Here is a 20208-nt window from a genome sequence, read left to right as displayed (position 1 = left end):
GTTTGGTGCATTATCTTTAACAGGAATTGAAACAGGCAAAGCCTTAAACCTTATGCCTTTATTGAGCAGCCAATGGCCTTTGTTTCCGTAACCGAAACCTCTTTGCCTTTTAGCAGCGCATCTACTGCATTTTCAACATATTTCTGGGTTACGGCCTTTTCATCTTCGTGGTTATCGTCTATAGCGCCTATGTATTTCACTACATTACCCTTAGCCGTTTTTTGAAGTACATATACGTGTGGCGTTTTGGTTGCACCATACTGCGGGTATACCTTTTGCCCTTCGTCTAACAGATACGGGAATGCATATTTTTTGGCCTTAGCCCTTTCCTGCATTTTTTCAAAACTGTCTTCTTTTTGTTTTTCAGGGTTATTAGGGTTTATGGCCACAACCTGGTAGCCCTGCTTGCTGTATTTTTTATCGAGCGCTATAATACGGTCTTCGTATGCCTGGGCATACGGGCAATGGTTGCAGGTAAACACCACAATATAGCCTTTGGCATTTTTATAGTCTTTAAGCGCTACTTTTTTGCCGTCAACGTTCTTAAGGCTAAAGTCGGTTGCGGTATCGCCCACCTTGTATCCGGCTACGGTAGCCGTAGTAAATGCGGCCAGCGCCCCTACAGCGACAAACAAGGCCAATAGTTTGATTGTTTTCATGATTTTTGAATATTAAAATTTGATTATAGCTTATTTAAAGTTGCTTATTTCTTTTTCGAGTTCGGCATAGGTAAACTCTTTTTCGTAAAACTTACGCATCTCCTTATTGTATATTACCGTCGCCGGAATAGCCCCGCTCCACGTGGTGTCTACCTTGGGCAGCCAGCTGTTAAGGTCGGTTTCGCGCATTAATATCACCTCGCTTTTTATTTGTTTCCTGTTAATAAACGGCAGGAGTTTTTTCTCAATGTCCTTTTTAAAGTCCATGCTAACCAGCACCACCTTAACCTTATTCTTCTTATACTTTTTGTTTATTTCTTCAAAATGCGGCAGCTCTTCCACACACGGCTGGCACCATGTGGCCCAAAAGTTAACCACATAGGTAGTATCGTTCTTTTGGCTCAGGTAGTGGTTTAGCCCCTCCCATTTATAGCCTTTTACAGTAACGGTATCGTTGGTAAACACCTCTACAGGCTCGGGCCCGGTTTGCACTTTGGCTACGGGCGCAGCAGTATCTTTTGGTACAGAATCTCCCACGGGCTGTGCGGCCTCGGCAGTATTCTCCTTACACGAAAACACGGCAAACCCCATGCACAGTGCGGCGGCATATAGTATTACTCTTTTTTGCATAACTAACTTTTTAGGGGATTAAATGTACCAAAAATTCAGCCCCATATTACCCGCAAAACCGGCGTTACATACCGTTAACAAAAAATTAACAACACTTGTACATACAAATAAGGGAAATCTACATACATTTGTACATACAAATTTTGTAATTACAAATATGAAGATTGAAGAAGCCATACAGCCCACTTCTGCATTGTCTGCCGAAAAGAAGACGATACTGAATATTATGTACACGCAAAACCTGCTGGCAGAAAGCATGAACGAAGTACTAAAACCCTTTGACCTCTCGGCAGAACAGTTTAACGTACTGCGCATTTTACGCGGGCAAAAAGGCTGCCCTGCCAACATGGGCATGATACAGGAACGCATGATTGCCAAAACCAGCAATACTACCCGGCTGGTAGACAAGCTGCTGCTAAAAGAGCTTGTGGAACGCAAAATTTGCCCCGATAACCGCCGCAAGATGGAAATTTCCATTACCCAAAAAGGCCTTGAGCTGTTAAAAGAGCTTGACCCGCAGGTAGAAGCACACGACAACAAATATGCCGGTAACCTTACCCCTGCCGAACTGGAGCAGCTTAACATACTGCTGGAAAAATACCGCACCCTTTAATACCACTTTATAGTTACCCAATTTATTATGACCGATTTTATAAACAGCCTGAAATGGCGCTATGCCGTTAAAAAATATGATGCATCTAAAAGTGTATCGGCACAGGATTTAGAACAGCTTAAAGAAGCCGTACGCCTTAGCGTATCGTCTGTAGGGCTGCAGCCTTACAACATTATTATTGTAGAAAACCCCGAAGTAAAACAACAGCTTACCGAAGGCGTAAGCGGCAACAATAAAAACCTTGTGGCCGATGCAAGCCATGTGTTTGTTTTTGCCAGCCAGGTTAACGTAGGGGCCGAACAGGTTCAGGCCTACGCCGATAACATTATTGCCGAACGCGAACTGCCTGCCGATGCCGTAAGCGGCCTTCAGGATTACATTAACGGTTTTCTTGCCTCCCTAACCGAAGAGCAGCGCAACAACTGGACTGCAAAACAGGCTTATATAGCCCTTAGCACCCTGGTTAACAGCGCAGCAATCTTAAAAATAGACACCACTCCTATGGAAGGCTTTAATACTGCTGCGGTAAACAAAATACTGGGCCTTGACCAAAAAGGGCTTAGCGTTGCGGTTATGGCCACAATAGGCTACCGCCACGAGGAAGACCGCAACCAGCACCTTAAAAAGGTGCGCAAACCTAAAGACGAACTTTTTATTACAATCTAATAATTTAATAACCCAATTTTTAATTTTAAAACAAGATGAAAAATTTCAAATCAATTGCAGTTGCCTTTTTTGTAGCGCTTTCTACACTTGCTACAGCACAAGACAAAAAAATCGACACTAAAAAAAGTACTATAGCCTGGGTAGGTAAAAAAGTAACCGGCCAGCACAGCGGTACCGTTAACTTTAAAGAAGGTACTCTTACTTTTAAAAGCGGCAAACTTACAGGCGGTAACCTTACTGTAGACATGAACAGCATTGCTGTAACCGACCTTAAAGCAGGCGAAGGCAAAGAAAAACTGGAAGGCCACCTTAAAGCTGACGATTTCTTTGGTACAGATAAATTTGCTACTGCAAAAATCGTTTTTAAAAGTGCAACCCTTAAGGGAAGCAGCAAAAGCATTTACACTGTAACTGCCGACCTTACCATTAAAAACGTAACAAAACCTGTAACGTTTGACCTTACTGTAGGTAAAACTATTGCTACTACCACAATAAACATAGACAGGACAAAATATGGTATTGAGTACAAATCAGGCAGCGTATTTGACGGCCTTGGTGATGCAGCCATCAGCGATGAGTTTGAACTTACTGTATCGCTTCAGTACTAATTAAAGGTTCTGAGGGACTGAGGTGCTTAGGTACTGAGCTTTCCAAAATTTAATAAATAAAAGGGCTGCTTCGCTTTGAGGCAGTCCTTTCATATTTTAGCTTAATTACTTTATAAAAAAGATACCTCAACTCCGCTGCGCTTCGTTCGGCATGACACTGCCCTCCTAAGCATCTCAGAACCTAAGTACCTCAGAACCTTCTAAAAAAGCCCCTCCACACTCAAATACCTTTCACCTGTATCATAGTTAAAGGTAAGCACGGTGGAGCCTTCAGGAATTTCGGTCAGTTTTTTGTGTACCGCCGCAAGCGATGCCCCGGTGGAAACCCCAACAAGAATCCCCTCTTCTTTTGCCACGCGGCGGGCAAAATTAAACGCTTCGTCTTTGCTAACCTGTATAATGCCGTCAATCACACTGCTGTTGTAAATAGACGGCACAAAACCGGCACCAATACCCTGTATGGGGTGTGGCGCAGGGCTGCCCCCGCTCAATACAGGCGATAATTCGGGCTCAACGGCATACACCTTAACCTGTGGCCATTTTTGTTTTAAAACCTCAGCTACGCCTGTTATATGGCCTCCTGTGCCCACTCCGGTAATAACGTAGTCAACCCCATCAGGAAAATCTTCAATAATTTCCTGTGCGGTAGTTTTGCGGTGCACTTCAACATTGGCCTTGTTATCAAACTGGCTCGGGCTCCACGCGTGTGGTGTAGATGCCGTAAGTTCAGCCGCCTTTTCAATAGCGCCCTTCATGCCTTTTTCGCGTGGGGTAAGCTCAAATTCCGCCCCATAAATAGACATTAGTTTGCGGCGCTCAATGCTCATACTTTCCGGCATAACCAGTATCAGTTTGTAGCCTTTTACCGCTGCCACAAGCGCCAGGCCAATACCCGTGTTGCCAGATGTAGGCTCTATAATAACGCTCTCCGGCGTAAGGATTCCCTTAGCTTCGGCATCTTCAATCATAGCCAGGGCAATGCGGTCTTTAATGCTGTTGCCGGGGTTGTTGCGCTCCAGCTTTATCCACACATTGGCACCATTTCCATACAATTTATTTATTTTTACATGAGGTGTTTTACCAATGGTTTTTAATATGTTATCTGCTTTCATATAGAGTATAAGTTTATATTATAAAATTTAAAGGTTCAGGAAAGGTTTCGCGGGTTTTTATGGTTACTTCACTCTTATGGTACACCAGCGAATTAGCCGGAACCGAATGCGTTACCCACACGTTGCCCCCTATTACAGAACCATCGCCAATAACGGTTTGCCCACCCAAAATGGTGGCGTTGGCATAAATGGTAACCCCGTTGCCAATGGTTGGGTGGCGTTTTACTTCAGCCTCGGCCTTACTCACGCTAAGTGCACCAAGGGTAACGCCCTGGTACATTTTTACATCATTACCAATGATTGATGTTTCGCCCACCACAATACCGGTGCCGTGGTCAATAAAAAAGCGCTCGCCTATTGCCGCGCCGGGATGTATATCTATACCTGTTTTGCCGTGCACGTATTCACTCAGCATACGCGGCAGCACCGGCACCTGGTTAAGCCACAATTGGTGCGCTATGCGGTATATGGCAATAGCAAAGAAACCGGGGTATGAAACCAGCACTTCACTACGTGATTTTGCAGCCGGGTCAAACTCAAAAATGGCTTTTAAATCATCTTCAAGTTTTTGATGAAGTAGTATAGACTTATCAGTTAAAGATAAGAGTAATGAATCTGTTTTATCCTGCGGATATCCCGCCAGTATAAGCAGCCCTGAAAGTATATCCTGAAGATGCTTTTCCTCCTTTAAGAAAAAGCCATAATCGCCATATTGAGGCCCTATACAAAACAGCCAGCGGAAGTATTCTTCAGCCCAATTGGCCAGGGTTTCTTTATCGGGCAACAGGCCCGATTTTAGGTAATTTGCAGTATAGATAGGGTGTTTCATAGGTATAAAAAAAGCCCCTCAACAGAGGAGCTTATGTTAGGGCCACAACCAAAACGGCAGGCACCGGCATGCTCCTCATAAAGAACAACAGCAAACGGCGCTAACAACATGGGTAGATGGCATATATTAATAATTGAATACCTAACAAATGTAAGTAAATATTTATTAGTCTACAAAAACAGTAGATTAAAAATTTACTAAAAAAGTACCCAAAACCTAATAACTTTCAGGCTTATACCGCCCGGCAAGGAAACCGGTAGCCAGCTCAAGGTCAATATCCGCAACAGTGATACCCGGTTCGCCATAAGCCGCATGTGCAATACATTGCCCGCTTGCCGCTATAATGGCGCTTGCCGCCTCACTGTAGCGCGATGCATAGTTAGATGTAGCAATGTAAACCGTATTCTCCAACGCCCGCACCATCTGGGCTTTTTCGTAATACGGATTGGTTTTAGCACCATATTCCGTCAGCTCCACCCCTTCGGTATCGCTGCCCGCAAAAAACGGATGAAACACCACCTGCGCACCGTTTCGCACTGCAAACCGCACCGTTTCCGGATAGCGGAAGCCCTCATGGCAAATACTTATACCAAATATAAGTCCGTCAATTTCAAAAACCCGCCGCTTTGTACCGGGAACCCATATAGCATCTTCACTCGGGTCGAGCTGTGTTTTAGCCTGGTAACCCAACACTTTTCCATTGGCAGAAACCACAAAAGCCACATTGAGCAGTTGGCCGTTTTCATGCCAGTCCATAGGTACAATAACCGTAATATTGTTTTCGGCAGCTACCGCGCATACCTTTTCAAGGGCAGCCTCCAAACGTTCTTTTGTGCGGTCTTCAGAGGTGTAGGGCATACCCGGATAACCCGGCAAAAACGACTCCGGAAAACAGATGATTTTCACACCCTGAGCAGCGGCCTGCTTTACGTGTTTTTCAAGTTCAATGAGGCCATCTTTTAACGAATGGGGGATGGACGGAGAGGCTACAGCTATCTTCATTTCAATTTGTTTTACGCGTTAAAAATACAAAAATCCGGCGCTAAAAACAGCCTAAAAAGCACCAAATTCGCAAACCGGATTATCTTCAACCGCAGCGTATATCCTGAAAAAGTTAAACAAATAAATACTTTAAGTAAAAGCTATTAAACATACTGGTTAACAAATAACTGAACATTCAATATAGAATTTATTTATAGCTATTTTCGCAACCGTTTTCTGTTAAAAAAATGTTAACAAACAATTTAAACAAACGTTTAATTTAAACAAGTGTTTAACTTTGCAGCGCAATAAACAACAACTTATAAAATGACAGAGTTTAACGAAAAGCAAATCGAGATTTTGCAGGTGGCTGAAAAGCTGTTTGCAGATGAAGGTTTTGACGGCGCCTCTATCAGGACCATAGCTAAAGATGCGGGCGTAAACATAGCCATGATATCCTACTATTTCGGTTCTAAGGAGAAGCTGCTGGAAGCGCTTATTATGTATCGCACCAGCGACATGAAAATGCAGCTTGAAAGTATACTGGGTGATGACCTCCCCCCTTTTGATAAAATAGACCGCCTTGTAGATTTATACATAAACCGTATTAACAGGCACAAGTGCATGTACCAGATTATGCACTTTGAACTTAGCACCAAAAAGCGCATACTGAGTATGGAAAGCTTTATGAATGTTAAGAAAGAAAACACGGCCATTTTTAGAAAAATAATACAGGAAGGACAGGATGCAGGGGTTTTCAGGACCGATATAATTGCCGACCTGATTCCGGCTACCGTAATGGGCACCCTGGTGCACATTCGCAACAACAGGGCCTACTTTGAACAGATTTACGGTTTTGATACCGAAGAGAAGTTTGAGGCCTACATGAACACCGAAGTTACAAAACACATTAAGCAAACCATTAAAGCGCTATTAGCAAATGAGAATTAATCATGTATTGCCACTGGGCATCATGCTACTGTTGGGCTTATCAGGCAGCGCACAGCAAAAAAAACCGCTGACGCTGGATGAGGCCATAAACATAGCTGTAACCCAGAGTACCGAGGCAGCCCTGGCAGACACCCGGGTTAACACGGCCGGACTTAACGTAGACAACGTAAAAAACAACGCCTATCCTGATTTTAAAATATCAGGCCAGTACCAAAGGCTTACCGAGCCTTCTATAAACCTGCGCGTGCCCATGGGCGGCGAGGGCGAATCGGGCGAAAGCGGGTCATCATCTACCCCAAAAGTAAACCAGGTAATACTGGGCATGGCACAGTTTAGCCTGCCGGTATTTTCGGGTTTCAGGCTTAAAAACAATATTGCCGCCAGCGAAAGCATGTACAAGGCTCAAACCTTTAACGCCGCCAGTGTAAAAGAGCAGCTTGCCATGCAGGCCATTGTGCTGTATGCAAACCTGTACAAGGCACAGCAGTCGGTTTCCCTTATCGAAGAGAACCTGAAGAGCGCCAACCAGCGCGTGACCGACTTTACCGCCATGGAGCAAAACGGCCTGCTTGCCCGCAACGACTTATTGAAGGCGCAGCTACAGGCCAGCAACATCCAGCTAAGCCTGGATGATGCCAAAATGCGCGTAAGCACCATAAACTACCAGCTTATTACATTACTTAAACTTCCGGAAGGCACACAGATTGCCGTTACCGATGCCTATTTTAACAATTCGAGCAATTTAACGCCTTCTTTTACCGAAAGTGATGCCATTGCACAGCGCAGCGACTTAGAGGCGCTTAGATGGCAGGAAAAGGCCTCTCAGAGCGATGTAGACATTGCCAAGGCAGACTACTACCCTTCGCTATCGCTTGTAGCGGGTTATACCGCCCTGGATATCCAGAATTTTGTAGAGGTGCACAATGCCATAAACTTTGGCGTGGCGCTTAGCTATGACATAAGCAACATTTTTAAGAACAACAAAAAAGTGCGCGCTGCCGAAAGCCGTGCCGAAGAGGCCAAGCATGAGGTTGAGATAAAAAGCGAGCGCGTTAAGGTTGAGGTACAGCAATCATTAGAAAGCTACAACCTTGCACTTAAACAAAACAAGGTATACACGCAGGCTGTAGAGCAGGCAGGCGAAAACTACCGCATAGTAAAAGACAAGTATGACAACGGCCTTGTAGACACTAACGACCTGCTTGAGGCCGATGTAGAGCAGTTACAGGCAAAACTTAACCAAACCTTTAGCAAGGCAGATATTACCCAAAGGTATTATGAGCTGCTTAACGCTTCAGGAAGACTAACACAATCATTCAACCTTACCCAAAATAAACAGTAATCATGGAAACGACTGAGAAGAAGAAAACCAATAAAAAGTTTGCCGTTATACTTACAGCCCTTGTGGTGGTAGGCGGTGGCTACGGCATATATAAATACCTGCACGGGCAGGCACACGAAATTACCGATGACGCACAGGTAGAAAAAAACATGAACCCTATCATTCCACGTGTTACGGGCTACATTACCAAAGTTTTTGTAAAAGACAACCAACAGGTTAAAAAAGGCGATACCCTTTTTGTTATAGACGATAACGATTATGTGGTGCGCGTTGAAGAGGCTAAAGCAGCCCTTGCCGCCGCAGAAGGCAGCTTTGCCGTTGCTAAGGCCGATATAGGCGGTGCACAGGCGGGCGTTAGCGTAAGCGATGCCAACATACAAAGCAGCAAAGGCAACATAGAGGCTGCCAAAGTGCGCGTATGGAGGGCCAATAACGATTTTGAACGTTACCAGAACCTGTACAACAACAAGTCTATCACTAAGCAACAGTTTGAGCAGGCACAGGCCGCCAAGCAGGAGGCCGATGCCAACCTGCGCGTACTGCAACAGGCAGAGGCAGCAAGCCGCAGCCAGAGGGCAGCAAGCGTGAGCCGCAGCGCCGTATCTAACAAGCAGACTGAAGTGGCTAATGCCAATATAGAAAGGGCTAAAGCCACGCTAAGGGCTGCCGAACTTAACCTGAGCTACACCGTGGTTACTGCCGCTGTAGACGGCCAGGTTAGCGCTATAGACATTCAGCCGGGGCAGCTGGTACAACCGGGCCAGGCACTGTTTTACATCATTAACAGCGAAGAAGCATGGGTTGTAGCCAACTTTAAAGAAACCCAGCTTGGCAAAATGAAAGAAGGCCAGAAAGTAATCATCAAAGCTGATGCTTATGACGATGCCGAGTTTGAAGGCCAGGTAAGCTCGTTCTCGCCGGCTACAGGTGCACGCTTTTCGCTGCTGCCTCCAGATAACGCTACCGGTAACTTTGTTAAAACGGTACAAAGGGTTCCTGTAAAAATTACCCTTACAGCAAACAACGATAAAGAAAAAGTAAAACTGCTACGCCCGGGCATGAACGTGGAAGTAGACGTACACTTAAAATAACAACATGGCAGGAGCAGCAACCGTAAGCGACGATTTGGTAGAATACGGCTTCAGGCGGGTTATTATTACAATAACAGCGGTACTTTGTGCCCTGCTTGAAATTGTAGATACTACCATTGTAAACGTTGCACTAAACCAAATGAGGGGCAGCCTTGGCGCTACCCTTACCGATGTGGCCTGGGTAATTACAGCCTATGCCATTGCAAACGTGATTGTAATACCCATGACCAGCTGGCTGAGCCAGCAGTTTGGCCGCCGTAATTATTTCGCGGCATCCATAATTATTTTTACCGTAACTTCTTTTTTGTGCGGTAATGCCGATAATATTTGGGAACTGGTGGTATTCCGCTTTATACAGGGTATGGGCGGTGGCGCGCTGCTGGTAACGGCACAAACTATTATAACCGAAAGCTACCCTGTTGCAAAACGCGGTATGGCACAGGCCATTTATGGTATGGGCGTTATTGTGGGCCCTACCCTTGGCCCGCCTCTTGGCGGATGGATTGTAGACAACTGGAGCTGGCCTTATATATTTTACATAAATGTACCGCTGGGCATTATTGCCACCATGCTAACGCTAATGTATGTTAAGAGCCCTAAGTATGGCGAAAAACTGAGTGCCGATAAGGTAGACTGGTGGGGAGTGGTTTTCCTTATAGCGTTTATTGGCTCGCTACAGTTTGTACTGGAGCACGGCCAGCAGGAAGACTGGTTTGAAAGCCATGAAATTGTAGCCCTGAGCGTGGTAAGTATCTTTGGCCTTGTAGCCTTTATATGGCGCGAGCTGGTGTATGAACACCCTATTGTAAACCTGCGGGTGCTTAAAGACAGTAACCTGCGCATAGGTACCATCATGTCGTTCATTATGGGATTTGGATTATTTGGCTCAACCTTTATAATACCGCTATACACGCAGTCTATTTTAGGCTGGACAGCTACCGATGCCGGTATGCTACTGATTCCAAGTTCGCTAATGACGGCGTTTATGATGCCATTTATAGGCCAGATGATACAGCGTGGGGTTAAAAAAACCTACATGGTTGCCGCGGGCTTTAGCATATTCTTTGGGTTTACCTTCTGGATGTACACCGTAATGACACCTGATACCGGCGTAGAGCACTTTTTCAACCCGCTTATATTGCGTGGTATAGGCCTTGGTTTACTGTTTGTACCTATCACTACTATGTCGCTTTCTACCCTTAAGGGCAAGAGCATTGGCGAAGGGGCTGCCTTTACCGGTATGCTGCGCCAGCTGGGAGGTTCGTTTGGTATTGCCATCATTAGTACATTCCTTACCCGTTTTACGCAAAAGCACAGGGTTGACCTTGTATCGCACGAAAAGCTGTATGATTATGAAACCCAGCAGCGTGTAAAACAGCTTACCGCAGGTTTTATGTCTAAAGGTTTTTCACCTAACGAAGCCCTGCAAAAAGCCTATGCAGCACTTGAGGGCGGTGTATTAAAGCAGGCTACGGTACTGTCTTACATGGATATATTTTTATACCTGGGTATTTTGTTTGCCGTTTGTATACCGTTCATACTTCTTGTAAAAGAGGGTAAGGGCAAGATAGATATGGCCGATGCGATGCACTAATTTATTTTAATGATTGAAAGATTTAATAATTTAAAGATTGAAAAATTAGGGGTAACAATTACTGGGAATTTTTCAATCTTTAAATCTTTCAATTTTTAAATTTCACAATCATCAATCAAAGCATGAACAAAAAATACAATCATTACAAAGTTACACTCGAACACACTTACAGCCCTGTGGCAGATGACCTGCACCGCCGTGTTGAGGTGCTGTTTGACAACCACGACAACCTGTTTAATATTATTGACGTGATGCAGCAAAAAGACCTGTTTAACGACATGGGCCAAAGCACCGAGTTTGCCATAGGCCTTAAAATGTTTAGCGAGGTTATGCTGCGCAACAAAGACAACGCCCTGTTTACCGACTTTATGCCGGCCTTTAAGGATTTTATGAAAAAACTTAAGGGACAGTAGGCAGTCGTCAGATAGCAGGTGGCAGTTTTACCTATCCTAAAGAGTGGCATATAGTTACCCGGGATATAAATACTATAAAAAATGCGGCAAATAATGCCGCATTTTTTATACTTACTGATTATCAGCAAAATAATTACTTATATTTGGAGGTATAAACCTTACAAGCCATGAAAAAAAATTTCCTCACCTATTTATTAATGCTGTTTATACTTGCCTGCATAGCCTCATGCCAAAATGACGATGCACCCATGCAGCAGGAAAATAATCCTAATGACACCATAACAAACCCGGGCAATGATACGGTTATACCTCCCCCGGTGCCTATAGACAGTATTAAGGTATTGGCAAGAATAAATACCGGAATTTATTGGGGATCTCAAAGTTATGTGGCTTTTGGATACTATTATAACCAAATTGTCGGTACTAATGTAAACAGTCCATACAGAGGTTTAGCCATTAGTTTTGATTCAATCAAGCGACCAAAATCAAGTTACATAAGAGTGGCGAATGATTTTGTTGTGCAACAGAAGAAATATTTTTTTGAAGACAATTTGCTTATTCATTACAAAGTAAATGATTATGATAACAGTATTATTCTGGAAGCCGATTTTACGTATGACAGCAATAATGTATTACTCACATCCGCTCTTACCCCTAATTCAGGATCAACTTTTGTAACTTCATACTTCTATGACGGTTTTGGGAATGTATCTGAACTTCGCAATGAAGACGGCACTTTAAGGGTAAAATATTATTATGATAACGCAAACAATCCTTTTATAAGCCAACCAAATTACTTTACTATCGTAGCAATGGAGTCTAATGAGTTTACTCGTGACATCAAGTCTTTTGTAAACAATGTAACCCAAATTATAAGGTATGATGAAGCAGGAAATATAACCGAAGAACTTAATTACAGTTATGAATATGATGCCGATAATTTTCCGGTAAAACGAACCACCACCTCATCCGGCGGTAATGTTACAGAAATAATTGAATATCAATACAGTTATATTTACATATACGAATAACAAAAAAATCCCCGAAGATGTTTAACCTTTCGGGGATTTTTTATTTTATGATGTTCATGTTTTGACCGAGACTTAATCTAAATTCAAATTCTGAACCCTGAACTTACCTTGTAAACACAAGCGTATTCCCCTTGCTTAGTTTTGCATCAAAAGCATAGCCTTCATAATCAAAACCTTTAAGCCCCTTAAGGGTTTTTATGTTTTTATCAATAATGTAGCGCACCATCATGCCACGCGCCTTTTTGGCGAAGAAGCTTACCATGCGCAGCTTGCCGTCTTTATAATCTTTAAACTCGGGGGTAATAACGGGCACTTTAAGAGCCTTTTCGTCTATAGCGCCAAAATATTCCTGGCTGGCAAGGTTTACAAACAGCTCATCGTCGGCCAATTCAGCATTCAGGGCCTGGGTTAGCTGCTGTTTCCAGAATTCGTACAGGTTTTTGTTGTCTCCTACGGGCATTTGCGTGCCCATTTCCAGGCGGTAAGGCTGTATAAGGTCTAATGGTTTTAGCAGGCCGTAAAGACCAGAAAGTATGCGCAGGGTGTCCTGCAACCTGTTGAGTTTTGCAGCAGGTATGGTATAGGCATCGAGCCCGGTGTATACATCGCCGTTAAAGGCATACAGGGCGGGACGGGCATTTTTTGCCGTAAAAGGCGTTGCCCACTCCTGGTTGCGCTGCCAGTTAAGGTCGGCCAGCTTATCGCTTATTTCCATAAGGCTGCTAAGCTGCGGCGGTGTTTTTTCTTTTAAAACGGCGTGCACGGTTTCGGCTTCAGCCAAAAAATGGGGCTGTGTGTTGCGGCGTGTGGGCAGCTTTGTTTCAAAATCAAGGGTTTTGGCAGGCGATATAACAATTTTCATCAGTAACAATATTATATACCAAATGTAGGGGTATAAACCCTGTTGCGCAATATTTGTAAGGGTATTTTGTTATATTAGCAAACCAATCAATTTACACATGCCAGAATATGCCATCCGCACACAGGGGCTCAGCTTTAGGTATTCGCAATACCGCAAAGTGCTCGATAACGTGTCGCTCAACATCCCCAAAGGCGCCATATACGGGTTTTTAGGCCCCAACGGCGCAGGAAAATCAACCACCATGAGGCTGCTTACCGGTATTTTGCCCGAGCAGGAAAACGCCATAGAAATTTTTGGAAAGCCCCTGCACGGCCAGCTGCCCGAAGTTTTTAAAAGCATAGGCTCGCTGGTAGAAAGCCCCGCGCTGTACCTGCACCTTAGCGGCTACAACAACATGAAGTATATTGCCACCCTGCGCGGCATAGACCACAGCAAGATTACCCCGGCGCTTGAAATGGTAGACCTTGCCCGCGATGCCAACCGCAAGGTAAAGCAATACTCACTGGGCATGAAACAGCGCCTGGCCATTGCCATGGCACTGCTTAGCGAACCCGAGCTGCTGCTGCTTGACGAACCCGTAAACGGCCTTGACCCTAACGGCATGCGCGATATGCGCCAGCTGCTGGTTAAGCTTAACAAAGAAAAGGGCGTTACCATTTTTGTATCGAGCCACCTGCTGGCCGAAATAGAACGTATGTGTACCCACGTGGGTATTATTAGCAACGGCAAGCTGCGTTTTGAAGGCACCATACAGCAACTGGCCGAACAAAGTGGCGCCTGCCGCATACAGGTTAGCGTTAAAGATGCCGCCCTGTGGGCCGATAAGCTGCGCACCCACTACCCCGCCCTGGCGTTTGACGGCAACCAGTTTGTACTGGAGCTCCCTGCACGTGAAGACATACCTGCATTTACCAAAACCCTTGTAAACCTTGGGGCCGATGTGTATGAAATTAAAATACTCAACGGGCTTGAAGAATGGTTTATGGCGCTAATCAATCAAAAATAACCTCCTTATGAATATGTTTACCACGGCGCTAAAAGCCGAACACATAAAAAAGAAAGGCACCGGCCTGTACTGGGTATCGGTAATACTGGGGGCGTTTATGCCGCTGGTATATTGCATTGCCATGGTATTTGATACCGATATGCGCAAAGGCGATATGCTGCCCTTTAACTATTACCAGCGCCTTATTGAACAAATGCTGGATGGCTACGCCAGCTTTTTCTTTCCGCTGCTTATAATAATCAGTGTAAGCCGCATTACACAGCTTGACCACCGCAACGGTGGCTGGCAGCTTATGGAAACCCAGCCCCTGCGCAAGCTTAATTTTTACTTTGCAAAATTTAGCGTGGTGGTTATAGGCAGTATTATTTCGGTAGCAACGCTTATGGCCTCGTGCTACCTGTTTGGTAGCATACTGCTTATTTTTAAGGAAGCGCCTAAAGATGCCGTTATAGCTTTTGAAGCCGGCCCCATGCTGCTGGTGGCGCTCAGGCTGTTTTTGGCCTCGTTGTTTTTAACGGCAGTGCAATACCTTATTTCGGTACTTATATCCAGCTTTATATGGAGTGTGCTTATTGGGTTCTTCCTGCTGCTGGCTTACCTGTTCCTTAATATATTTAACGTAATACCAGACTGGTACCCATTAGAAACCCTGGGCAAAGTAGCCAAATATAAAACAGGCAGCGAACTGGGATACTGGATTACCTATAGCGAAGTGGTATCTATACTATTAGCCGTGTTTACACTGTATTTAGGCTTTAACTGGTACAGGCACAAAAACCTGAAACGCGCTTTCTTAACCCCAAAACGTGGTGGTGCGCTTGTGGCAATGGGCCTTGTGTTTATTGGCGCAACGGCATGGGTGCTTATGCCCAATATGTATGATGCCTACGGAAAAACCATTATTGCCGGGCGCATAGACAGCAAGCAGCAGTTTAAATACCTGTATGTTACCGATAATTTTGTGCAGGATACCATAGCTAAAATCCCGGTAACCAATAATGAGTTTCATTATGAAATAAAGCAGGATATTCCGCTTGACGTGTATATGTTTAAGCTTGACGGCGGCATTAACGGCAACCTGGTTATGGGCAATAAAGACAGTATTTACATACTGGCCCGTAAAAACAACCAGGCCATAGATGGTAAAATTACCGGCACCCGCCTTGCCGAAAACAAGTATAAAAAGGAAGAAGCGCAAAACTGGAGCGAGGCGCAATGGTACCTGCAAAGAAATGAGGTAGACGATGTAACCATATTTACCAATGTGCTGGTGGAAGAATGGAAAGATGCCATGGCCGATACCGATAAATTTAAAACGGCAGACAATTATGTGTTTCGACAGGATTTTGTACAAGATAACAAGAAGGCCCAAACCATTACCTACCTTAACTACTGGCAGGACTTTGTAAAAAAGCGCAAGGCCATTTACCCGGATAAGCCTACGCCCGAAAGCCCCGGTATTGCCGAAATGAAAAAAACGGTATCGCTTAACGATGAGGGTATGCTGAGCAACGAGGCTTATTTTGATTACGTTCGCGGGCAGCTTATAGCCCAAAACAATGCCGATATAGATGAGAACGTAAAAGCGCTACAGGCCATTGAAAAGCTAAAACCGGGTACTTTTAAAGACAAAATGCTATACTGGCAGCTTAAGGAAGGGCTTAACGCGGCTTCGGCACGCAGCGAACGCGACAGCCTTGTGGGGCAGTATGCTGATGCTTTTACCGATGCTAAATTTGCAGAGCGCATTGGCAACCTGAACAAATCACTCCAAAATATTGATAAAGGCCAGCCGGCACCTGCCATTGCCGCTACAGGGTTAGATAAAAAACCGTTTACCCTGGAGCAGTATAAAGGCAAGCTTATAGCCATAGATGTGTGGGCCACATGGTGCGCCCCGTGCAGGGAGGAATCGCCCAAGTTTGAAAAGCTGGCCATTAAGTACAAAAACCAGCCGGTGGAGTTTGTAGCCATTAGCACCGACCGCAATATTACCGACTGGTATGTAGATGCCAGGCAAAAAAGCAAGAGCGTGCTACAGGTGCATGCCAATGACGGCGAAGCCTTTGGCAAAGACTACATTATTGAGTTTATTCCGCGGTTTATACTGATTGATAAAGACGGAAAGCTTATAAATGCCAATATGCCGCGCCCAAGCCAAAAAACCTTTGAGGAAACCCTGCGCAGGGAACTGGGGCTGCCGGATGAGCGTTAAAAAGCTTCTGAGTTTCTTAGCCTCTTAGCTTTTAGAAAAGATTGCAGAAAGCCTCACCGTGTTTACATAGTGAGGCTTTTTTCTTGCTTAGCGGCTCAGAAGCTAAGAGGCTAAGCAGCTTTTTCTATCTTTGCCCTATGCATTGGTTTAAATACAAAAACGCGCTGCTGTATGGCCTTAGCCTGGCGCTGCTGCTGTTACTGCTTCAGTGGCTTGAATTCCGTTTCCTGGTGCTGAGCCACTCTATGGAAGTTTATGTGGGGTTTATTGCGCTGCTGTTTACGGGGCTGGGCGTTTGGCTTGCCCTTAAATTGGCTAAGCCCAAAAAGGAAACCATTGTTATTGAAAAAGAGGTGCACATACCCGCCCCCACTGAGTTTACCCTTAACCAAAATGAATTAGAACGGCTGGGTATAAGCAAGCGCGAACTTGAGGTACTGCAACTGATGAGCGAGGGCCTTAGTAATGCCGAAATTGCCGAACGCCTGTTTGTATCGCTCAATACCATAAAGACGCACAGCTCTAAACTGTTTGAAAAGCTTGATGTAAAACGGCGCACCCAGGCGGTTGAGGCGGCAAAGCGCCTGCAGCTTATACCCTAACTAAAATAACCTAAAAGTGTGAAAACGTCCGTAAACAGGCAAAATCATACTAAAGTATGACCGGGTTTTGGGTACAGATGCCCACCTTTGCCCTATAAATCATAAAACAAAAACAGATGAAAAAACTTGTACTTACTCATGGTCTTATAGCAGGCGGAATATCAGTAATTGGTTACCTTATTACGTTTATATCGGGTGCTATGCACAATGAAATGGCCATGCTTATTGGCTTTGCCAGTATGCTGCTGGCGTTTTCGCTTATATTTGTGGCCACGGTAAAATTCCGTAAACAGCAGGGCGGTGTGGTGAGCTTTGGGCAGGCATTCCAAATCGGGCTTTACATATCACTTATAGCCTCTACAGTGTATGTGCTGGTGTGGCTGTACAACCTGTATAATGTGTACCCTGACTTTGCCGAGAAATACTCAGCCGAATACCTTGAGGGGCTTAAGGCGGCAGGTGCATCGGCCGAAAAGCTGGCTAAGGCAACCGCCGAAATGAACCAGTTTGTAGCTGACTATAAAAAGCCATGGTATGTAATTGTAATGACTTATACCGAGATACTGCCCATTGGCATTATTGTATCGCTTATAAGCGCACTGATTTTAAAACGCAAACCTAATTTATAATATGGCACGAGTAACAGGATTTGGCGGGTTCTTTTTCCGCTCAAAAGACAGTAAGGCGCTGGCCGCCTGGTATGAAGAGCACCTGGGTGTAAACGGCATGGCGTGGCAGCAGGAAGCAGGCTCCACGGTGTTTGCCCCTTTTAAGCAGGACACCACCTACTTTGGCAGCGATGCCCAGCAGTTTATGCTCAACTTTCGTGTGGAGGGGCTTGATGCGCTTATAGAGAACCTAAAGGCAGCCGGTGTGCGTGTAGACGACAACCGCATGGAAGAATCATACGGCAAGTTTGCCTGGATTTATGACCCCGAAGGCAACAAGATTGAACTTTGGGAGCCGGCCGGGGAATAAATCGAAGGCATTTTAGCCACGAATTTCACGAATTACACAAATTCAGGTTTGCTTTGCAGACGTTTTTATTAGTGATAATTCGTGAAATTCGTGGCTAAACTTTACTTTTGCTTAAAAGCCTTACAACATGGAGCCTTATTTTGAGCAGATAAACAAAAGCATTAGCCGTTATGTGGATTTTACGCCCGAGGAACTGGCTATTTTCAATTCGCTGTTAGAATACAAGCGTGTGCAGAAGAAAACCATTATGCTGCGCGAGGGCGAAGTTTGTCCGTTTGAGGCTTTTGTGGTAAAGGGCTGTGTACGCAAGTATTATATTGACCCTAACGGGTTTGAGGTTATCCTGCAGTTTGCCATTGAAGACGGCTGGGTGGGCGACATATCATTCAGCATATACGAACAAAAACCCAGCAAACTGTATGTGGAAACGCTTGAAGACAGCGAGTTCCTGATGTTTAACCCCGATACCAAGGAGGAGCTTTTTGCCCGTGCACCCCGCTTTGAGCGCGCTTTCCGTATACTGATGCAAAGGCACCTGTGGGTTACGCAAAACCGCCTTATCAACACCATAAGCAAAACGGCTTTAGACAAATACATTGAGTTTTTAGAGCTGTACCCTACCCTGCCGCAACGTGTGGCCCAGCACTACATTGCCAGCTACCTGGGCATTTCTGCTGAGTTTTTAAGCAAAACAAGGGCGAAATTGGTAAAGACAGAAGGCAGGTAGCAGTTTTCAGTCCCAGTCTCAGTTTTCAGGAGCTGCACTCATAGTGTTTTGATGCTGTAAGGGCTGTCGCATAAAAGCCCTATATACTACATTTAGCTTATCCACATGCTGCTTTTGCCCAGCACGGTCCATACACCGTTTATTTTTTTAATGACAAAGGTAGCGCCTGAGCCCGTTTGCCAGTCATTTGTTCTGCGTATGGTTACTACAGCTATAGTGCGGTCTTTTGTAAATACCGGTACAGAAACCAGGCAATACGATCTTTCTCCATATTCTTTAAACAAGGGTTCCCAGCCGCTATTATTGTAGCCATCTTTAAACATTTCCTTGTGTTTTTGTGCGGCAAACCAGCGGTAACTGCCTTTTATGCGTGTGGTATCAAGCGGAAAGGCTTTGGCATTCCCGGCCGCAGCAAGCAGTTCTTTTTCCTGCTGTAAAATAACATCTTCGGGCGTTTCCTCGTCATACAACCCTTTTACATCATGTTTATAAGGCACAACAAGCTTATCCAGCAACAGGTCGTCAGTATCTATATACTCCTGGTAAGACATCACCGCATTTATAACATCATACACGTCCTGTTGTTGTGCAACGGTGGTTTGCTTTGTAGTGCTGCATGACAGCAATAGCGCAGAGGCTATAAGTAGGTATAGGTTTTTCATGGTTTAGCTTATCCAGGTTGGAACAATCCCTCTTTTGTCAAATTCCCATTTTCCGGCACTGTTTTTTTTCAGGTAAATACGCCGCCCCGAACCACACAGCTGCCCACAATAGTGGTTGCACTCTATAACAGCATAGGTATACTCTCTATTAAAAACAGGCTTGCTGAGCGAAATGTAACTGTATGAAAACTCGCCTTTATGGTCCTGGTACGATACTATTTTTACAGGGCGTACCAGCCTTGTGGTGTCTATTTGTATACGGGTAGTATCAGCTGCCTGCCTGCTCATAAAAGCGCGGTCTTCTTTAGGCATGCCATGAATAGCTCCCACATCCTTTACATCTCTTTCGTCATAAGCTACAAGATACAATTTCATTTCTTTGGTATCTCCTGCAATGCGCCTTTCGGTAAGGCATAAATTAACCACGGCATATAATTCCTTATCCGGGTTTACTGGCGCCGGTTTTGGCGGTGGTAGGTCAGCCACGGGTTCAGCGGTAACAGGTGGCGGTGTAGGCTTTGCTGCGGGCTGCGGTGCCGGTATATCTTTTTGGGGCAATGGTGCGGCTACAGGATTTTCTTTTTTGCAGGAAGCCAGCAGCAGGCAAAGGCATAAAATGGCAAGGAGGTTTTTCAT

23 protein-coding genes are annotated in these 20208 nt (G+C 44.9%); 15 read left to right on the top strand and 8 right to left on the bottom strand.

The window, feature by feature from the left end; genetic code table 11:
• Nucleotides 1-50: 50 nt before the first annotated feature.
• Entirely contained in the window at nt 51-659 is a 609-nt protein-coding gene (locus AM279_RS00860) for a thioredoxin family protein (protein WP_054405790.1), read from the bottom strand.
• Nucleotides 660-689: 30 nt separating this feature from the next.
• Nucleotides 690-1289 carry a TlpA family protein disulfide reductase gene (locus AM279_RS00855; RefSeq protein WP_054405789.1) on the bottom strand — a complete coding sequence of 200 codons (600 nt, stop codon included), beginning with the start codon at nt 1287-1289 and terminating at the stop codon, nt 690-692.
• Between the two features lie 157 nt (nt 1290-1446).
• Here AM279_RS00855 and AM279_RS00850 point away from each other — a divergent pair, with 157 nt between their 5' ends.
• The 3 genes from AM279_RS00850 to AM279_RS00840 are packed head-to-tail and all read left to right on the top strand — an operon-like array spanning nt 1447 to nt 3176.
• A complete protein-coding gene (locus AM279_RS00850; protein ID WP_054410026.1) occupies nt 1447-1902 on the top strand; it encodes a MarR family winged helix-turn-helix transcriptional regulator in 456 nt (151 codons plus the stop codon).
• A gap of 27 nt (nt 1903-1929) precedes the next feature.
• Nucleotides 1930-2568 (top strand): NAD(P)H-dependent oxidoreductase, encoded by a 639-nt coding sequence (locus AM279_RS00845; RefSeq protein WP_054405788.1) that lies wholly within the window; start codon nt 1930-1932, stop codon nt 2566-2568.
• A gap of 35 nt (nt 2569-2603) precedes the next feature.
• The gene (locus tag AM279_RS00840) at nt 2604-3176 is read left to right on the top strand and encodes a YceI family protein (RefSeq protein WP_054405787.1); all 573 of its coding nucleotides are present in this window, start codon (nt 2604-2606) and stop codon (nt 3174-3176) included.
• A gap of 200 nt (nt 3177-3376) precedes the next feature.
• Here AM279_RS00840 and cysK read toward each other — a convergent pair whose 3' ends face one another.
• From cysK to AM279_RS00825, 3 genes are all read right to left on the bottom strand, one after another.
• Nucleotides 3377-4288 carry a cysteine synthase A gene (cysK, locus tag AM279_RS00835; RefSeq protein ID WP_054405786.1) on the bottom strand — a complete coding sequence of 304 codons (912 nt, stop codon included), beginning with the start codon at nt 4286-4288 and terminating at the stop codon, nt 3377-3379.
• Between the two features lie 13 nt (nt 4289-4301).
• The gene (gene epsC / locus AM279_RS00830) at nt 4302-5117 is read right to left on the bottom strand and encodes a serine O-acetyltransferase EpsC (protein ID WP_054405785.1); all 816 of its coding nucleotides are present in this window, start codon (nt 5115-5117) and stop codon (nt 4302-4304) included.
• A 216-nt stretch (nt 5118-5333) separates the two neighbouring features.
• Nucleotides 5334-6119 carry a carbon-nitrogen hydrolase family protein gene (locus tag AM279_RS00825; protein ID WP_054405784.1) on the bottom strand — a complete coding sequence of 262 codons (786 nt, stop codon included), beginning with the start codon at nt 6117-6119 and terminating at the stop codon, nt 5334-5336.
• A gap of 306 nt (nt 6120-6425) precedes the next feature.
• On the opposite strand from AM279_RS00825, the gene AM279_RS00820 reads away from it, so the two are divergent.
• The 6 genes from AM279_RS00820 (at nt 6426) to AM279_RS00795 (ending at nt 12520) form a co-directional block, all read left to right on the top strand.
• Nucleotides 6426-7049: a TetR/AcrR family transcriptional regulator gene (locus AM279_RS00820; RefSeq protein ID WP_054405783.1), complete on the top strand. Its 624-nt coding sequence runs from the start codon at nt 6426-6428 to the stop codon at nt 7047-7049.
• Entirely contained in the window at nt 7039-8391 is a 1353-nt protein-coding gene (locus tag AM279_RS00815; protein WP_054405782.1) for a TolC family protein, read from the top strand. Before AM279_RS00820 ends, AM279_RS00815 begins: the two co-directional genes overlap by 11 nt.
• Nucleotides 8392-8393: 2 nt before the next feature.
• Nucleotides 8394-9482, top strand: a complete 1089-nt coding sequence (locus AM279_RS00810; protein WP_054405781.1) for an HlyD family secretion protein — start codon at nt 8394-8396, stop codon at nt 9480-9482.
• A 4-nt stretch (nt 9483-9486) separates the two neighbouring features.
• The gene (locus AM279_RS00805) at nt 9487-11076 is read left to right on the top strand and encodes an MDR family MFS transporter (RefSeq protein WP_054405780.1); all 1590 of its coding nucleotides are present in this window, start codon (nt 9487-9489) and stop codon (nt 11074-11076) included.
• 122 nt (nt 11077-11198) lie between these two features.
• The gene (locus tag AM279_RS00800; RefSeq protein ID WP_054405779.1) at nt 11199-11489 is read left to right on the top strand and encodes a DUF3861 domain-containing protein; all 291 of its coding nucleotides are present in this window, start codon (nt 11199-11201) and stop codon (nt 11487-11489) included.
• A 167-nt stretch (nt 11490-11656) separates the two neighbouring features.
• The gene (locus tag AM279_RS00795) at nt 11657-12520 is read left to right on the top strand and encodes an RHS repeat domain-containing protein (protein WP_054405778.1); all 864 of its coding nucleotides are present in this window, start codon (nt 11657-11659) and stop codon (nt 12518-12520) included.
• A gap of 103 nt (nt 12521-12623) precedes the next feature.
• Here the strand turns inward: AM279_RS00795 and yaaA are convergent, their stop codons facing one another.
• Entirely contained in the window at nt 12624-13382 is a 759-nt protein-coding gene (yaaA, locus tag AM279_RS00790; RefSeq protein ID WP_054405777.1) for a peroxide stress protein YaaA, read from the bottom strand.
• A gap of 97 nt (nt 13383-13479) precedes the next feature.
• On the opposite strand from yaaA, the gene AM279_RS00785 reads away from it, so the two are divergent.
• From AM279_RS00785 to AM279_RS00760, 6 genes are all read left to right on the top strand, one after another.
• The gene (locus AM279_RS00785) at nt 13480-14388 is read left to right on the top strand and encodes an ABC transporter ATP-binding protein (protein WP_054405776.1); all 909 of its coding nucleotides are present in this window, start codon (nt 13480-13482) and stop codon (nt 14386-14388) included.
• A gap of 7 nt (nt 14389-14395) precedes the next feature.
• A complete protein-coding gene (locus AM279_RS00780; protein ID WP_054405775.1) occupies nt 14396-16603 on the top strand; it encodes a redoxin family protein in 2208 nt (735 codons plus the stop codon).
• A gap of 137 nt (nt 16604-16740) precedes the next feature.
• On the top strand, nt 16741-17205 hold the full coding sequence (locus AM279_RS00775) for a response regulator transcription factor (RefSeq protein ID WP_054405774.1): 465 nt from the start codon (nt 16741-16743) through the stop codon (nt 17203-17205).
• Nucleotides 17206-17321: 116 nt separating this feature from the next.
• Nucleotides 17322-17834: a DUF4199 domain-containing protein gene (locus tag AM279_RS00770; RefSeq protein ID WP_054405773.1), complete on the top strand. Its 513-nt coding sequence runs from the start codon at nt 17322-17324 to the stop codon at nt 17832-17834.
• A gap of 1 nt (nt 17835) precedes the next feature.
• Nucleotides 17836-18183: a VOC family protein gene (locus AM279_RS00765; RefSeq protein ID WP_054405772.1), complete on the top strand. Its 348-nt coding sequence runs from the start codon at nt 17836-17838 to the stop codon at nt 18181-18183.
• 127 nt (nt 18184-18310) lie between these two features.
• Entirely contained in the window at nt 18311-18910 is a 600-nt protein-coding gene (locus tag AM279_RS00760) for a Crp/Fnr family transcriptional regulator (RefSeq protein WP_054405771.1), read from the top strand.
• Between the two features lie 92 nt (nt 18911-19002).
• Here AM279_RS00760 and AM279_RS00755 read toward each other — a convergent pair whose 3' ends face one another.
• Nucleotides 19003-19572, bottom strand: a complete 570-nt coding sequence (locus tag AM279_RS00755) for a hypothetical protein (protein ID WP_054405770.1) — start codon at nt 19570-19572, stop codon at nt 19003-19005.
• A 3-nt stretch (nt 19573-19575) separates the two neighbouring features.
• On the bottom strand, nt 19576-20208 hold the full coding sequence (locus AM279_RS00750; RefSeq protein ID WP_054405769.1) for a hypothetical protein: 633 nt from the start codon (nt 20206-20208) through the stop codon (nt 19576-19578).

This window comes from Flavobacterium akiainvivens, from assembly GCF_001278115.1.
In the GTDB taxonomy this organism is placed as follows: domain Bacteria; phylum Bacteroidota; class Bacteroidia; order Flavobacteriales; family Flavobacteriaceae; genus Flavobacterium; species Flavobacterium akiainvivens.
The sequence above is the reverse complement of the archived record's forward strand: the minus strand, read 5'-3'. Positions and strand labels throughout refer to the sequence as shown.

Excerpts from the sequence above, each read along its gene's own strand:
- AM279_RS00860 (WP_054405790.1), bottom strand. The coding sequence starts at position 659 with ATGAAAACAATCAAACTATTGGCCTTGTTTGTCGCTGTAGGGGCGCTG.
- AM279_RS00855 (WP_054405789.1), bottom strand. The coding sequence starts at position 1,289 with ATGCAAAAAAGAGTAATACTATATGCCGCCGCACTGTGCATGGGGTTT.
- AM279_RS00850 (WP_054410026.1), top strand. The coding sequence starts at position 1,447 with ATGAAGATTGAAGAAGCCATACAGCCCACTTCTGCATTGTCTGCCGAA.
- AM279_RS00845 (WP_054405788.1), top strand. The coding sequence starts at position 1,930 with ATGACCGATTTTATAAACAGCCTGAAATGGCGCTATGCCGTTAAAAAA.
- AM279_RS00840 (WP_054405787.1), top strand. The coding sequence starts at position 2,604 with ATGAAAAATTTCAAATCAATTGCAGTTGCCTTTTTTGTAGCGCTTTCT.
- cysK (WP_054405786.1), bottom strand. The coding sequence starts at position 4,288 with ATGAAAGCAGATAACATATTAAAAACCATTGGTAAAACACCTCATGTA.
- epsC (WP_054405785.1), bottom strand. The coding sequence starts at position 5,117 with ATGAAACACCCTATCTATACTGCAAATTACCTAAAATCGGGCCTGTTG.
- AM279_RS00825 (WP_054405784.1), bottom strand. The coding sequence starts at position 6,119 with ATGAAGATAGCTGTAGCCTCTCCGTCCATCCCCCATTCGTTAAAAGAT.
- AM279_RS00820 (WP_054405783.1), top strand. The coding sequence starts at position 6,426 with ATGACAGAGTTTAACGAAAAGCAAATCGAGATTTTGCAGGTGGCTGAA.
- AM279_RS00815 (WP_054405782.1), top strand. The coding sequence starts at position 7,039 with ATGAGAATTAATCATGTATTGCCACTGGGCATCATGCTACTGTTGGGC.
- AM279_RS00810 (WP_054405781.1), top strand. The coding sequence starts at position 8,394 with ATGGAAACGACTGAGAAGAAGAAAACCAATAAAAAGTTTGCCGTTATA.
- AM279_RS00805 (WP_054405780.1), top strand. The coding sequence starts at position 9,487 with ATGGCAGGAGCAGCAACCGTAAGCGACGATTTGGTAGAATACGGCTTC.
- AM279_RS00800 (WP_054405779.1), top strand. The coding sequence starts at position 11,199 with ATGAACAAAAAATACAATCATTACAAAGTTACACTCGAACACACTTAC.
- AM279_RS00795 (WP_054405778.1), top strand. The coding sequence starts at position 11,657 with ATGAAAAAAAATTTCCTCACCTATTTATTAATGCTGTTTATACTTGCC.
- yaaA (WP_054405777.1), bottom strand. The coding sequence starts at position 13,382 with ATGAAAATTGTTATATCGCCTGCCAAAACCCTTGATTTTGAAACAAAG.
- AM279_RS00785 (WP_054405776.1), top strand. The coding sequence starts at position 13,480 with ATGCCAGAATATGCCATCCGCACACAGGGGCTCAGCTTTAGGTATTCG.
- AM279_RS00780 (WP_054405775.1), top strand. The coding sequence starts at position 14,396 with ATGAATATGTTTACCACGGCGCTAAAAGCCGAACACATAAAAAAGAAA.
- AM279_RS00775 (WP_054405774.1), top strand. The coding sequence starts at position 16,741 with ATGCATTGGTTTAAATACAAAAACGCGCTGCTGTATGGCCTTAGCCTG.
- AM279_RS00770 (WP_054405773.1), top strand. The coding sequence starts at position 17,322 with ATGAAAAAACTTGTACTTACTCATGGTCTTATAGCAGGCGGAATATCA.
- AM279_RS00765 (WP_054405772.1), top strand. The coding sequence starts at position 17,836 with ATGGCACGAGTAACAGGATTTGGCGGGTTCTTTTTCCGCTCAAAAGAC.
- AM279_RS00760 (WP_054405771.1), top strand. The coding sequence starts at position 18,311 with ATGGAGCCTTATTTTGAGCAGATAAACAAAAGCATTAGCCGTTATGTG.
- AM279_RS00755 (WP_054405770.1), bottom strand. The coding sequence starts at position 19,572 with ATGAAAAACCTATACCTACTTATAGCCTCTGCGCTATTGCTGTCATGC.
- AM279_RS00750 (WP_054405769.1), bottom strand. The coding sequence starts at position 20,208 with ATGAAAAACCTCCTTGCCATTTTATGCCTTTGCCTGCTGCTGGCTTCC.